The sequence below is a fragment of the Falsibacillus albus genome (genome assembly GCF_003668575.1).
Taxonomy (GTDB): domain Bacteria; phylum Bacillota; class Bacilli; order Bacillales; family DSM-25281; genus Falsibacillus; species Falsibacillus albus.
Genome location: NZ_RCVZ01000002.1, coordinates 201,750 through 216,804 on the forward strand (window position 1 = coordinate 201,750; position 15,055 = coordinate 216,804).

At 42.5% G+C, this 15,055-nt stretch carries 14 protein-coding genes; 3 read left to right on the forward strand and 11 right to left on the reverse strand.

Annotated features, from left to right (window positions below; all coding sequences use genetic code 11):
* Positions 1-6: 6 nt before the first annotated feature.
* From D9X91_RS03630 to D9X91_RS03655, 6 genes are all read right to left on the reverse strand, one after another.
* Positions 7-1,020, reverse strand: a complete 1,014-nt coding sequence (locus tag D9X91_RS03630) for a 3-oxoacyl-ACP synthase (protein ID WP_121679203.1) — start codon at positions 1,018-1,020, stop codon at positions 7-9.
* A gap of 20 nt (positions 1,021-1,040) precedes the next feature.
* The gene (locus D9X91_RS03635; protein ID WP_121679204.1) at positions 1,041-2,042 is read right to left on the reverse strand and encodes a branched-chain amino acid ABC transporter permease; all 1,002 of its coding nucleotides are present in this window, start codon (positions 2,040-2,042) and stop codon (positions 1,041-1,043) included.
* 4 nt (positions 2,043-2,046) lie between these two features.
* Positions 2,047-2,907 (reverse strand): branched-chain amino acid ABC transporter permease, encoded by an 861-nt coding sequence (locus D9X91_RS03640; protein ID WP_121679205.1) that lies wholly within the window; start codon positions 2,905-2,907, stop codon positions 2,047-2,049.
* Positions 2,908-2,926: 19 nt separating this feature from the next.
* A complete protein-coding gene (locus D9X91_RS03645; protein WP_121679206.1) occupies positions 2,927-3,634 on the reverse strand; it encodes an ABC transporter ATP-binding protein in 708 nt (235 codons plus the stop codon).
* Positions 3,618-4,385: an ABC transporter ATP-binding protein gene (locus D9X91_RS03650; protein ID WP_121679207.1), complete on the reverse strand. Its 768-nt coding sequence runs from the start codon at positions 4,383-4,385 to the stop codon at positions 3,618-3,620. The genes D9X91_RS03645 and D9X91_RS03650 overlap by 17 nt, the downstream gene beginning before the upstream one ends.
* Before the next feature lie 134 nt (positions 4,386-4,519).
* A complete protein-coding gene (locus D9X91_RS03655; protein WP_121679483.1) occupies positions 4,520-5,743 on the reverse strand; it encodes a substrate-binding domain-containing protein in 1,224 nt (407 codons plus the stop codon).
* A 382-nt stretch (positions 5,744-6,125) separates the two neighbouring features.
* On the opposite strand from D9X91_RS03655, the gene sda reads away from it, so the two are divergent.
* The gene (gene sda / locus D9X91_RS03660) at positions 6,126-6,278 is read left to right on the forward strand and encodes a sporulation histidine kinase inhibitor Sda (RefSeq protein ID WP_158598227.1); all 153 of its coding nucleotides are present in this window, start codon (positions 6,126-6,128) and stop codon (positions 6,276-6,278) included.
* A gap of 18 nt (positions 6,279-6,296) precedes the next feature.
* Here the strand turns inward: sda and D9X91_RS03665 are convergent, their stop codons facing one another.
* From D9X91_RS03665 to D9X91_RS03680, 4 genes are all read right to left on the reverse strand, one after another.
* Entirely contained in the window at positions 6,297-9,557 is a 3,261-nt protein-coding gene (locus D9X91_RS03665) for a BTAD domain-containing putative transcriptional regulator (RefSeq protein ID WP_121679209.1), read from the reverse strand.
* A gap of 142 nt (positions 9,558-9,699) precedes the next feature.
* A complete protein-coding gene (gene lepB / locus D9X91_RS03670) occupies positions 9,700-10,254 on the reverse strand; it encodes a signal peptidase I (RefSeq protein WP_121679210.1) in 555 nt (184 codons plus the stop codon).
* 23 nt (positions 10,255-10,277) lie between these two features.
* On the reverse strand, positions 10,278-10,895 hold the full coding sequence (locus tag D9X91_RS03675; protein WP_121679211.1) for a TVP38/TMEM64 family protein: 618 nt from the start codon (positions 10,893-10,895) through the stop codon (positions 10,278-10,280).
* Between the two features lie 384 nt (positions 10,896-11,279).
* Positions 11,280-13,268: a S9 family peptidase gene (locus D9X91_RS03680; protein ID WP_407644171.1), complete on the reverse strand. Its 1,989-nt coding sequence runs from the start codon at positions 13,266-13,268 to the stop codon at positions 11,280-11,282.
* Between the two features lie 207 nt (positions 13,269-13,475).
* On the opposite strand from D9X91_RS03680, the gene D9X91_RS03685 reads away from it, so the two are divergent.
* A complete protein-coding gene (locus D9X91_RS03685; protein WP_121679212.1) occupies positions 13,476-13,868 on the forward strand; it encodes a hypothetical protein in 393 nt (130 codons plus the stop codon).
* A gap of 88 nt (positions 13,869-13,956) precedes the next feature.
* On the opposite strand, the gene D9X91_RS03690 is transcribed toward D9X91_RS03685, so the two are convergent.
* Positions 13,957-14,556, reverse strand: a complete 600-nt coding sequence (locus tag D9X91_RS03690) for a competence protein ComK (protein WP_121679213.1) — start codon at positions 14,554-14,556, stop codon at positions 13,957-13,959.
* 204 nt (positions 14,557-14,760) lie between these two features.
* On the opposite strand from D9X91_RS03690, the gene D9X91_RS03695 reads away from it, so the two are divergent.
* Positions 14,761-15,000, forward strand: coding sequence for an IDEAL domain-containing protein (locus D9X91_RS03695; protein ID WP_121679214.1), 240 nt, complete (start codon positions 14,761-14,763; stop codon positions 14,998-15,000).
* Positions 15,001-15,055: the final 55 nt, after the last annotated feature.

Consider the following 15,055-nt stretch of genomic DNA (forward strand, 5'->3'; position numbering starts at 1 on the left):
TTCACCTCACTTCGAATTTCCCCACCGGATCGTTGTGGCACCCCATGCATATCCGATCCCTGCGCTAACCAGTACAACGAGGTCGCCGTTTTTTAATTTATTCTGTTTCTCGGCAAGTTCCAATGATAGTATTTGATCAATTTGGCCGATATGTCCGTAGTCTTCCAGATAAATAGAATGTTCACTTGTTAAGCCCAGTTCCCGCAGTACATACTCATGAGCAGATCTTTTCATATGGAGCATGGCCACATAATCAATGTCTTTTTCAGCGTAGCCGCTTTTGAAGAGCGACTCTCGGATGACCTTCAAAAAATTATCCATCGACTTTTGCTCAAGCCTTCTTTTCATTCCTGGTGGATCGAGCACATCAAGCCGGTACAGTCCTTCATCCAAGTTCTTGTGCGAGATCGGATTTTTTGTCCCGCCGGACGTGACAACGACGTCCTCGGAAAAAGTACCGTCCGTAATGATTTCCGATTCCAATACTACATTTTTGCTAATCCCTTTTTGTAACATGAGTGCACCTCCACCTGCCGCTAAGTTGAACATGAATCGAGTCCGCTCATTGCCATAATCAATAAAATCGATATTTCGGTAACCACCGGCAAGAAGGACTGTTTTGATTGCAGGGTCTGCTATCATCATGGCTTTCGCTATTTTAATCGCCATGATCGTTGTTCCGCATCTGAGTGCAGCGTCAAATCCCCATGCCCGATGCGCCCCAATCTCTTCTTGAAGCTTGATGGCAGCGGTCCACAGCGGATATTCCTTATGTTCTTCCCCGATATAGATGACAAGGTCAATTTCTTTCGGATCGATTCCCGCTCTTTCTATCGCTTGTCTCGCTGCCCTTATGCCCATTTCACACGTATGGTCATGAACACCAGGAACCGGCTTTTGCTTGATACCCATTTTTTCTTCTACGACCTCTAATGGAATTCCTGCTTTTTCTGCGATTTCTTCACTCGTCATAACGCTTTCAGGAAGGTATAGGCCAGTACTCAAAATGCCGATATTCATTGAATGTCCCCCTTTGTTCATCAGCCTGCAGCCTTATGCTTTTCAATGCTTTGTTTCTTTGAGGGAGTTTGCTTCTTCCTTCCCCACTTTTGTATAGTTCCAACAATGCCTGCTGGAAAAAACATGACAGCCACTATATACAGAATGCCAAAGAAAATGAGCCATCTTTCAAATATCGGGTGCTCCTTCGCAAGTTCTGTCAACCAATGGTGTGCAAATTCAATCAACCCTGCTCCAAGGATGGGACCGGCCAATGTCCCGACACCGCCGATGATCGTCATCAATAAGGCATCCAATGTGGTATCGATAGAAAATACGCTCGTATTGACAAATCGAAGGGACATTACATAAAACGAACCTGCCAAACTGGCTGTAACACCTGCTAAAATACTTGCAAGAACCTTATAATGAAGGATTGTAAACCCAAGCGACTCCGTTCTTTGTTCGTTTTCCCTGATCGCTAGCATCACTTTTCCGAAAGGCGACTGCGTGATTCTTTTCAGAAAGAAATACACGAACAGCATGAGTGCTAAACAAATGAAATAGAAAGTTGTCCGATCGATCATGACATCTGGCACCCGAAACGTAAAACCGTCATTTCCCTTTGTCAATGTCCGCCATTTTTCCGCTGCCACGAGGAACAATCCCGAGAATGCAAGTGTGAGCATTGCATAATAGTGGCTTTTCAAACGAAGTGTCAATAATCCGACGATGAAGCTGATGAAAGTGGAAATCAACGAACCAACAAGAATAGCAAGGAAAAAATACGGGAGCGTATGATCAAATCGATCCAATATGACCCCCGTTGAATATGCACCGATTCCGAAAAACATGGCATGTCCGAACGATACTATTCCCGTAAAGCCAAGAAGTATATCATAGCTCATGGCGAAAATGGCAAAGATAAAGATTTGAGTCATTAATATAAGGAAACTCCTAGAATCATAAATAGAAGGCAGCACCACCAACATGAATCCAACGAGTGCCATGGCCATCGTGGAAACCTGGAAATATCTTCTCATCCCATCACCCCTTCACCACAAACAAACCGCTCGGCTTAAAGATTAAAACCACTGCCATCAAGAGCATATTTACTGCCAATGATAAATCCGGCAAGTAATATGCCATGAACGACCCCGACAATCCGACTAAGACGGATGCAAATAAAGAACCAGGGAAACTTCCCATCCCCCCGATGACGACGACAACAAATGCTAAAATGGCAAACTCCATCCCCATTTCTGCATGAATGACCCCGGAATAGGGAGCAAGCAGGACCCCTCCAAGTGCAGCCATGGCAGATCCCACCATAAAAACAAGCATAAACACTCGCTTGATGTTGATGCCCAGCGCCTGGACCATGTCCTTGTTCATCACTCCCGCCCTTACAATCAATCCAACCTTGGTCCTTTTTAAAATGAATTGAATGCACAAGAACATGATAATGCCCACTATTATGATAAACAGTCTGTATTTGATCAAAATCACATTTCCTATTTCCCAGCTCCCAGCCAAATAATCAGGCGTTTTCGCTGAAATCTGATTCGGCCCCCATACGACTTTTAACAACTCTGACAAAACAAGCATAAAACCGAGGGTGATCAAGATTTGCTGTACATGGTTTCCATATACAGGCTGGATGATGATCTTTTCCGTGATGAACCCTAAAACAAGTCCCGTACCAATCGCACCTGCAATGGCAATGAGAAAGCTGTTTGTCATGGTATAGACCCACACACCACTGTATGCTCCCCAAGCAAAAAGACCTCCGTGTGCAAAATTCAGAACGTCCATCAAACCGAAAATCAACGTAAGTCCCGCTGCCAGGAGGAAAACCAGCATACCGGTTGCCAACCCATTTATGGTCAAATTGATAAAGAGATCCATGTCATCCCTCCCCCTTTCCTCATGCAATTCCTAAATATTTTCTTTTCAGCTGTTCATCTTCCTTCAGTGCCTTCATGTCCCCGGAATGAACGGTTTTCCCATCGTCAATGATAAAAAAGCAATCCCCTATCCTACTCGCCATCAGAAAATTTTGTTCCACTAGGACGATCGTCGTCTTCTCTTTCATCTCCAGGAGAGATTCCATCACTTTTTCAACAATCACAGGCGCCAGTCCCTTGCTCGGTTCATCAATCAAGAGCAGGTCATTTTGATTGATATAGGCCCTGGCAATCGACAGCATCTGCTTTTGCCCGCCACTTAAATAGCCGCCTGCTTTCTTCCAAAACTTTTTTAAATCCGGAAACAAGTTCAAAATCCATTCCATCCGCTCCAATGTTTCGTGGTCATTATTTTTCATGGCCACCTTCATGTTTTCCTCCACTGTCAAATCTCCAAAGATGCCTTGATCTTCAGGTACATATCCGATCCCCAAGCCGGAAATTTTATGTGTCGGCAAAGCAGCGATATCCTGATTATGAAACATGATGCTGCCTGACGAAGCCGGGTTCAATCCCATGACCGATCTTAAGGTCGTCGTTTTTCCAGCACCATTCCTTCCCAAGAGTACAGTTATTTCACCTTTTTTAGCTTCAAAGGATACCCCATGCAAAATATGATATTGTCCAATGTACGTTTCAATTTGCTGGACACTAAGCAGTGAACTCATCATAGAGACCTCCTAAATACGCAGACTGCACCGTTTCATTTTTGACTATTTCCTTCGGTGCTCCATCTGCTAGCAGCTGGCCGTTGAACAGAACCATGATGGAATCGGACAGCTCCATGATCATATCCATTTTGTGCTCGATCAGCATGATGGTTCGATCCCCTTGAGCTTTAATATTTTTAATGACTTCCAATATGGCCGGCACTTCTTCCACCGACATTCCGGCAGTCGGTTCATCCAGGAGAAGGATCTCTGTGTGCAATGCCAGAAGCATGGCAATTTCGAGCTTCCTTTTCTCCCCGTGTGCCAAATTGCCGGCAAGGGCGTACGCTTTATCCTCCAACAGCACAAGCATCAATTTCTCCTGCGCTTCTTCGGTCACTTTTTTATAAGAGTGGAAATGACGGAACATCTGATACCTGATTCCCATCTGTGATTGAACCGCCAGCCTCACATTTTCCAAAACGGTCAGATTAGGAAAAACGTTCGTGATCTGAAAGGATCTCCCAATCCCTTTTCTTGTCCTCAACGTAGGGGACATCTTTGTCACGTCTTCCCCCTTCAAAAAGATCTTTCCTTTTGATGGAGAGAGCTGTCCGCTTATTAAATTAAAAAAAGTCGTCTTCCCTGCACCATTTGGGCCGATCACGGACTTGAAATGCTTTTCCGGAAGGGAAAAGCTTATATCATCCACCGCCTTATGTCCCCCGAATTGAATGGTCAACCCATTCGTTTCTAAAATGGTTTCCACGCTGCCCACCTCATTTGCAAGAATTTGATTTCGATAAATAAAGGAAAGTGCCTGGCACCCCTTCCCATAGATCTTGTTGTGTTTGGTTTAAAATGAGAAAAATGGTTGATGGGAAAATGCCTGGCACTTTATTATTAGTTTTGAATCGGCGGGGCAGTTTCTTCAGGTGTCAGTTCTCGTTCCAGCACTGGAACTGGATACGGCACCCCTTCTTTCTTTTCAAGTTTGATGGCATACATCGATTGCAGCGCCTGGTGATCCTCTTTGCGGAAAGTCATTTTCCCTTTAGGTGTCTCGAAGCTCATACCCTCCATCGTTTTGATCAATTTGTCTGAATCGGTGTCGCCTTTTGTTTTCTTAAGTGCTTCCACGATTGAAATCGCCGCACTCATGCCTCCTGGTGTAAACAAATCAGGGACTTGGCCGTTGAAGCGTTTTTTATGTTCAGCCACAAGCCAGTCATTCACTTTGTTGTTCGGCAAGTCATGATAGTAAACCGTGAATCCTTCCATGCCAACAAGCGGTTCCATTGTGGACAATGCCGCAATATCAGGAGCACCTGTAGAAATCTTGATTCCCTTTTCCTGGAGCTTCATATCTGCAATTTGGTTCCAAGGCGAATTTGCTCCTGCCCAGATGACAAACAAATAATCCGGTTTCTTATCGATGATCTTTTGCAGGTTCGATGTAAAATCTGTCGCCGCTGGATCTGCATACTCTTCAAGCACGACATCGGCCCCTAATTTCTCCGCCGCTTTCTTAAATGCCGCAACACCGTCACGGCCAAAGGAATAATCCGGTGCAAGCGTTGCAATTTTCACTCCTTTTTTGGCTATGGCAGCTGCCCCTGCGACCGCATCCTGGGAAGAGTTCCTTGCAGTCCGGAATATATATTTATTAAATTCCGAACCTGTAATGCTATCAGCTACCGCTGGTTCCACCACCATCACTTTTTGATACTCTTCTGCCAATGGCAATACAGCCAGAGTGTCTCCAGAACTGGATGAACCTACAAGGAAGTCGACTTTATCTTCCTCTAAAAGCTTCGTTGCCTTTTGCACAGCCACTTCTGGTTTTGTCTCAGTATCCTCATAGACGACTTTTATCTTTCTCCCATCGACCTCCATCTTTCCATCAGTCGCATAATCTAAACCAAGCTCAAATCCTTGCTTCGTCTGCTTCCCATAGGATTCCAGTGCACCTGATAAAGAAGCCAGCACCCCTATCTTGATCGGCGCCTTTGATCCATCCCCTTTCTTTTCTCCATCTCCGCTGGCACTATCCGAAGAACACGCACTCGTAAACAACAGCACCGAGATCAATAGAAACACAAGAGCCGTATACCTATTAAACTTCATCAATCCCAATTCCCCCTATTCGCTAAGAATCCAAGCTATAAGCTTTGACTTCATCATAAGGAAGAGCAGTTACAAATAAGTTACAAGAAGAGCTGTGGAGGGACAGACGGGTGAGGAGGAGTCACTCGATTCTGGAATTGCTGCCGTTTTTCCGACCTTCTATCCAAAACAGTTGCTTTTCGAGGCTGCCTCCACTGCATTGACCAGTGTCGAATTTGAGATCAACTTATCTCAATTCCCATAAAAAAGACCCGGCAAATTTGCCGAGCAACGCGAAATTAACAGGACTATGGATTCATCTATGCAAAATCCTATTGCTATTTCCGGGAAAATAGTTAAAATATTCAATAAATAAATTCGACAAATTTAGGAGGTCACTATGATGTATTCGTTTGAGAACATGAATAATCAAGATTTGACCAGCGCATATGAAAATGCCATCCAGCTAAACTTGTCTGATGATTTGATAAAAGTCCTTTATGTGGAAATGATAAAGCGGGGGATCGATGTTCAACTTCACCTTTCCGCTACTTGAGTAATCCCTTCTATCTTTCTAATAGGTGATAGGCCCATTGTATTCATCTGCATTCAAGATCATTTCATACATCTGCTTCGTCGGTTCCATCGGCTCTACACCGAGTTCTTCCTTCAATTCATTGATGCATTTTTTATACCATTTTATTGCCTGTGGCCGATTATTTTTATGATAATAGCAGAACATGAGCAGTCGATAGGCCTCTTCCCAGGAAGAATCATAAATCAATATCGTATCGCACCATTGTATGGCTTCATCGAATGCCTGCATTTGTACGAGCTGTTGCGCAAGGCGTTCGGCCCCCCTTAAGAAAATGAGCTTCCATTTTTCCTTTTCCGCCTGGCACCATCGTTCGCCTTTTCTTTCTGCAAGGAATTCCCCAGAGTATAATGACAACCCCTTCCTTAGTAATATGACGGCTTTTTCAATCTGGTTTTCATGAATTCCCTCCTGGACCAATTGCTTCATTTGACTACAATCAATTTCGATGACAGCTTTTATATTCAAACCATACCCATTATTCAGGCGCTGGATAAAAAACGGCTTTTCCCTTGGTTTTCGATTGGGTTCCAGTGCATTGTTCAGAGCATTAAGCGCAACCTTAAAGTCCCTTTCATTGCTCTTTTCATCATTTTCCGGCCAAAGTTCATGGCAAATGTCCTCTTTTCTCCACCACTCTCCTCGGTGGATGACAAAAAACTGGAGAAGCTCCCTTGCTTTCTCACGCTGCCAGTCTCTTTCTTCAATGACTGCCTCCCCTATCTTTACTTTAAATTCTCCAAATGTCTTTATGCTCAGCGTGTATCCTGGATGTGATTCAATTTCTCCGTGGCCGATTTCTTTCAAAATCTTCTGTGTGAATGCAGGATAGATGCCGAGTTCTTTCGCTTTAATCAGCAATGGGACATGGGATTGAAGATCCCTTGGACCAAAAGTGGTCTGCCTAAAAAAAATAAATTCATATTGTCCGAATTGAACATCCTTTAAAAACCGATTCATAGCCAATGAAAACCTTTCAATATCTCCAATTTCGCTGGCAATTACAGCTTGCCAATAATGACCCAGTGCTTCCCCGTATTGATCCCCGCAAATCTCGGCCCCTTTATGGGCGGCATTGATCAATTTTAAAGCCGCTTCATAATCGCCTCTGTAAACATATGAGATCCCCATGCAGAGCTGGATCAAGGACGACAACCAGAGATCCTGGACCTTTTTCGTTTCATATAGAGCTTTATTTCCAACTTCCTGTGCCTTTTCCGTTTCACCATTTCTACCATATAAAATGCAAAGTCCCATATACGGCTCTGCTTTTCCTCTGGACACATTGATTGTTTCCATGATCGAAAGGGCCGTCATGTAACATTGTTCAGCCAGGCTGGATTCATACCTTTCCAATTGCTGGACGGCATGCCCCATTCTGATCCATCCGCATGCCTCTATGAAGGGAGTTTGATACCGAATGCCTTGTTCAATCCCTTTTTGGGCCAATTTCTTGGCATTTTCTCCATTACCCATGAACACTTCGATTAAGGAGATCAGCAAGTCGGTTTCCCGATGTGATTGAGGAACAGAGGATGTTTGTAATGATTGACGTTCTATGAGGACCTCTTTTGCCTGAGCCAGTCTTCCCGTTCGGAGGAACATTCTTGCATCCAAATTCCCTTCCTGGAGGGAGAAGTTTTCTGCGGACAACTTTCCGTACCATTTTTCAGCCTTCATGGCGTTTCCGGAATTTACAAAATTCTCGGTAATCAAGCGATACAGCTCTTGTGTCTCATCAAGAGTCTGATGGTTGGTTTTTTCCAGCAATTCAAGTGCTCGAAATAAATACTTTTCTGCCCTCATCGGCTGTATCGTATCCAGATAAATCTTGGCGATGCCTTCATGCGCCTTGCTGCATAAGCGATATTGCCCTTTCGATTGTGATAATTCAATAAGCCTAAGATAGCATTTTTCGGCCTTGTCATAGAAGGAGCGATACCTTAAAACATCACCTTCATACAACCAAAGGGCCAAATATTGATTCTTGACCTCAAGGGGCAGCTTTTTCAACCTTTCATAGAGACCTTCGAGCTTTCCGGCCTGAAGCATCTGCGGCCCCCATTTTTCCAGCAATTCCCCGATCGCCGAGTTTAAATGGATTTTTTCATAATGAAAGATTGCCAATTCCCACTGTTGTTTATGAATATAGTATTTTGCGCTTTTTTGATGGAGCTCTTTGAACAAAACCGGATCTTCCTCCTGTAACTTTCTTTCAAGAAAGACTTTAAACAGGGCGTGGAAACGATATTGTTTCGTGCCCTGAGTTTTCTGAACAAAGGTATTCCTTCCAGACAGCTGTTCAAGCATCATTTCCGAGGCAGGAAAGCCAAGTATTTCATCACAGATTTCAGGGGTGATTTCCTCCAGGATCGAAGTCTGCTTCAAGAAATGCTGGATAATGGAGGATTGCTGTGAAAAAACCTCATGGGCAAGGTAGCGGAACAGCTCATCCATGGTAGAATGCTGATGCTTTAAAATGGACGAAAGCTCATTCGCTCCACCCGCTTGATTGTCCAATTGTTCGCCGATCATCGCTAAAGCAATTACCCAGCCTTCCGTAAATTCATGGATTTGAACCACCTCGTCAGGCTGAAGGGAGGTATGATAAAAATCTGTAAACAGCAGCTCTATCTCTTCATGATTCAGGATGAGATCCGCCTCTCCTATTTCAAACAGTTTTTTTGAGAGTTTCCACTTGGCCAGCTGTTTCCACTTTGGCCTTACTCTGCTTGAAATCACAAGATGTATATGGACAGGGAGAAGATCGATCACCCTTTCCAGCCATTGATTGATCGTAAAGGAATGGTCGACCAGGTGAAAATCGTCAAGGACGATGATCATTTCTTCTCTGATATTAGTTAATTCATTCATAAAAGCCGATGTCAGTGTGTTTAACTGTTCTTCCCGAAAATACTTGTCCATGGTTTGAATATACTCAAGAAGGTCTTCCCCGAATTCTCCGTACTTCCTTCGGATTGCATGTATGATATATGTAACGAACGGCAAAATATCATCATCGCTGGAAGTGATCGTATACCAGCAAATTTTTTTGCTTCCGTCGGATAAATAAAGGCTTAGTGCAGCACTTTTCCCGTATCCTGCTCCTGAATGAAGGAGCGTGGCGGAATGATCAGAAATCGCTTTCATTTTTTTCATTAAGGATGGCCTTCTTACGAAAGTATCCTTGACCATCGGAGGAATCAGTTTCGTGTCAACTATTATCATTGAAGAATTCATTCTTTCCCCCCTTCCAACATTCAGACTTTTTAAAATATTTTAACATATGTCAAGCGAAAATAATCTCGAATTTTGCTTTTCTTATAAAAAGGACTGGCTCCGTACACACTGGAGTCAGTCCTTTTGCTGAAATATTCAAGGATTAAAAGTTAACATCCCATTCTTTTAATGGCCAATATCTTAAATCGACTTTTCCGACCACTTTGCTTTCGTCGACAAAGCCGAAGATTCTGCTATCCATGCTGTTCCTTCTATTATCGCCAAGGACGAAGATTTTTCCTTTCGGCACCTTTTCTTTATTGGTTAATTCTTTCAAGGTGAAATCACCTGTGAGTTTTCCATCCATGACCTCTGATTTATATTTATCCAGATATGGTTCTTTCTGCGGCTTACCGTTAACATATAAAATATCATTTTTGTACTCAATGGTATCGCCAGGCAGTCCGATGACCCGTTTTACATAATCATCTTCTTTCGTTGCATGGAAGACAATGACATCGAATCGATGCAGGCTTCCGATTTCATATCCGATTTTATTCACTACTAATTTATTTCCATCCTGAAGGGTGGGCATCATCGACTTTCCTTCGACTACATAATTCGAAAAGAAAAAAGCACGAATGATGACAAAGATGATGAGTCCAATAACAAACGCTTTTAACCATTCAAATCCTTCTTGCTTCCATTTTTCTTGCATGCTCATTACCTCCAAGACAATATTTAACCCCTTTGTTCCTTCTTTTTAGCAGATAGAGCCATTGCTTTCTCAACTTGCTTTCCCCCAAGCCATAAGATAAAGGTGACGGCCAGGACGAAGGCGGTTTTTTTAGGATGTTCCACCAATGATCCGACATCATGTCCGATGTAGCTGATTGTAAAAATCATGATCAGCTTCCCAATCAGCACCGCCATCAAATATTGAACAAATCGTATATTCGAAAGTCCTGCAACGACATTCACCAATGCCGAGGGTGTAAATGGAAAGCATAGTAATAAAAATAATGGACCGAAACCATGGCGGTTTATCCAGTCCATCAGTCGATTTACTTGTTTATGTCGCTGCAAAAAGTGGAAAAGCTTTCTTTGTCCATATTGCCGAAAGAACAAAAATACCAGCATCGATCCGAGAGAAGCACCGCACCAGGAGAGGGTAAACCCAAGCCATAAACCGAATGCATTCACATTTGCCAGTACGATTAAAAACAGCGGCACAAATGGAAAAAAAGCTTCCACCGTCGGCAATAGCACCCCTGCAACCGGACCTAATGAACGATATTGCTGAATAACATTCATTAAATGGTCAAATGTCATCCATTCTTTTATTGCAGCCAAATCCATATCTCTTTCCCCTTACCGGCCCAAAAACCATATATATCAATTGTAAATTATCCTTTTTAAAGTATACCACAACATTTTTCAATTCCATATGTGAATCCCTTTTAGGGTTGTGAAAAATGTGTGGCTTTTTTTATATCTGTTTACCCAAGATTTTTCTCTAGTGGCCACAAATGATTGATTTCCGCTGCGGGGACTCACCTGCCCCGCTGTCCCTCCGGAGTCTCGCACCTTCCGCTCCAATCAACATCATAGGAAGAACGTTTTCATGAAATCCGGTAAAAAGGAAATGCCCGGTTTCCCCTTCAAGATACAGCTTTGGACCATATCTCATATTTAGTGGGGAATCCAGGCATTTAGCGTTTTTTTATTTTACAAGGTCTAATGTTACAAAGATTCTTTAAACCAATCTCTAATTGATTCCAATCGCTTGATTCGTAAATTAGGTTTTCCGCTTCTGGATAGCTCATGGTTGGATTCAGGAAAACGGATCATTTTCACCGTTTTCTTCTGTCTCTTCAATGCGATGAATAACTGTTCAGCCTGTTCTATCGGACATCGGTAATCCTTCTCGCTGTGAATGATCAACAGTGGTGTATCCATTTTCCCTACATAGGCCAATGGCGAATGTTTCCACAGTTTTTCAATATCGTTTAAGTCAGCACCGATTTGCCATTCAGAAAAATAGTAGCCGATATCACTGACACCGTAAAAGCTGATCCAATTTGAAATGCATCGCTGCGTGACTGCCGCTTTGAATATGTCCGTATGCCCGATGATCCAGTTTGTCATAAAACCGCCGTAGCTGCCGCCGGTCACTCCAAGACGATCTTGATCAATGAATTCGAATTGCGATAGAGCATAGTCCACACCAGCCATGATATCAGCGTAGTCATTTCCTCCGTAGTCGCCTCTTACGGCATTTACGAAAGCCTGCCCGTATCCATGGCTCCCCCTTGGATTGACAAAAATCACCGCGTACCCTTGTGCAGTGAGCATTTGAAATTCATGCATATACGTCTGGCCATACATCGCGTGCGGTCCACCGTGTATTTCAAGAATCGTCGGGTATTTTTCATTTTCTTTAAAGCCCGCAGGTTTCATGATCCAGCCCTGTACGCTCCAGCCTTCCGGACCTTGAAACTCAAATGGCTCCGCATGCGAGAGCTCAATATCCTCAATGAAGGAATCGTTGATATGGGTGAGCTGCTCGAGTTCTCCTTTTTCCAGATCAATGGAATAAAATTCACCAGGAAGCGTCGGCTTACTGACCGCGATAATCCCCTTGTGCTCCTTATGCTGCAGGGAAAAACCATATATATGCTGTTCTTCCACGACGGCGGGATAAATTTCCCCTGACACATTCCCGTAGTACAATGCCGTATTTCCATGGTCCGATGCCATAAAGTAAAACCCTTGATGATCGGAAGTCCACTGAACACCGGGATTGACGGCACCTTGGTGGAAATCACCTACCATATAATCTCCGACTGGTGCATCAAATTCTTCTGTAAAGCAAGTCAGCTCTCTCGTTTCTCGATTATAGAGCCATATTTTTGAATGGGTGGCATTTTCAAATTCGCGTGTATGCCCGATAAAGCTCAAGAATCTGCTGTCCTGTGACCAAGTGGCGGTCCAGTAAATACCTTTTCCCCCCGTAATCTTCTCGGTTTCCTTGCTTTCAAGATGATACAGATAAACATCGTTTTTAAAGGAAAAATCGTCTTCCTCCAATTCATCCGCTGTATACGCAATGCAGCTCCCATCAGGCGACCATGACTGCAGATGGGTATGATAGTTTGCAGAAGTTATTTGAATGAGTTCATCCGTTTTTAAATTTTTGATGGCGATGAATGATTTTTTATCATCCAAAAATCCGTTTGCATCCGATTTATATTTCATTTTTTCTACAACAAGGGGCTCAAGGTCTTTCGGGTCATCAGTGTCGTTGTTTTCTGCTTTCAAATGGATGGTTTCATCGTTGGATAGGGACAAAGTGAATGCAACCTTTTCGCCGCATGGAGACCAAACAGGATTTTGCGCGCCGTTTACTGCCTCTGTAAGCTGTCTTGCCTCACCACCGCTTTTTGAAAGCAAATATATTTGGTTTTTTCCTGATCGGTTTGAAACAAAGGCCACCCTGCTTCCGTCGGGTGACCATTTAGGTGTTGATACCCTGCCTTGATCAAACGTCCATTGTTCTTCTTTCCTCGTTTTCAAGTCCATATAGAACAGGTTGGAAATATACTCTTTCTTCTCTTCGTCGATATGTGTCTGTATGTATACGAATTCCTTCCCATCAGGGGATATGTTTGGATCGACGGCTGATTTTAGCCTGTAAAGATCCTCTGCCTTCATGCCTCTGCTCTTTGTCAATGCACTCCCACCTTTCATTTCATTATCTGCTTGCGGAATTTATTTCGACACTCAAAATATTTTTCCTGCTTTTTTATCAAATTCTTTATATTTATGTAGAAAAACCGGGAAAACTTATCACAAGCCTTTACTTGTAATTTTCTATGTTTCAGGATAAAATATTTTTACGAACACTTGTTCCATAATTGAGAAAAGGGGCGCTTAACCGTGACGCGAATTCCTGAAGATGAACGAAACATTTTTGAGCAAGCCATATATCTTCCGATGGTATTGACCGTTCTCAACCGTGACTTATCCATCATTGAAATGAGTCCCTTTAAATTAAAGAAACCTTATCTGGAATTAATCGAGGAAACGATGAAGGCAATCCAAAAGGATCTGGCGCAGGTGAAGCGCTATATGAAAAAGCACCAAATGAAAGTGGAAAGATTGAACACCGATGATACCTTTACGATGTATTTATTTTTATACAAAGGCTACGAAGAACACCATAATTATTTTAATCCCCGCCTGCGAAACAAATCCGAAGAGCTGATGAGATACTATTTATACGAGCGTTTTCAATCGATTCTTTCACCCCCATCAAGTCAAAATGGATGACCATTCTCATAAAGATTCCATCAAAAAAGGCTCTTCTTCAGGAATGAGCCTTTTGGAAAACATCATTTCGTTAATTAGTAAACCTGCTTTATATTTCTTGTTTCTCTGCCTTTTCAAAATCCTTTAATTGAATGATATATGATTGTTTTTTTTCAGAGGCGCCAAGCCGAGAATAAGAAGGAGGATTCCTCTCCCAAGCCATCATTTCCATTTTTCCTATTCTTTTTTGAAAACGGGTCTTGAGGCTGGTTGTCCTTAAAAATTGATTTTCAAACGAATAAATGGATATTGGGAGTGAAAAGGACTGATCATTGTCAAATGTAACTAAAGCTGAGTTGTCTTCCAAGGGCTTCCTGTCCTTTATATGCTCGAGAGAAATCCATATACATTGAGGTCTTGTCGGGGCTGTGGTCGGAAATAAATAGATCGAAGTGTGAGGGTCTACGATGATTGGGGGCTTGCGGGTAATGCCTGTCAGCTGTTTCGTTCCTTCTTTTCTGCCAATGAAACTAGAACCGAAATATTCACAGCTTTTCTTTACAATGTCTAACGGTTTGAAAGGCGAAAGAAATTGATCATTCAGTTCATAGACTTCCGTATACACCTTAGAGCCATATTGAACGGGGCGCATCATCATTGTAAACGGATTTATTTCGTATTCCTCAATCATCTTCTTGTTTAACTCCATTTTTCGACTCCTTTCAATCATTTTCTTCTTTCTTCTACATAATAGCATAAATAAAAGGTAATTGTTATTTTTTTCTAAAATTTCTAAAAATTATAACCATCCGGTATTTGGGGATTCAAAATATTTTTCAGAAAATTTAATTTATTTGGTTGAATATCGCTCATTAATTCCATATACTATTAAAAAGACCAGGGGTGATCGTCCATGAAAAAAGATAAGTCTTATTCGGAATTGATGAAAGCCTGTGCGATGACCAAGAACCAATCCAAGGAATCTTTTATGAATGAGGTTTATGTTGACATGCTGCTTCAAGAGGTATTATTGACACGGGAAAAGGATTTACTGTCAGCTTCCATTGATGCCGCTCTCGACGCAAGAGATGAGACAACCTTCAATCAACTGGCCAAAAAATATGTGGAACTTCAAAAAAAATTGGGATTATAAAATAAACTGGCGTACATGAAGGTGCAGGTTCATCGAATGAATCGATGAAAACAAC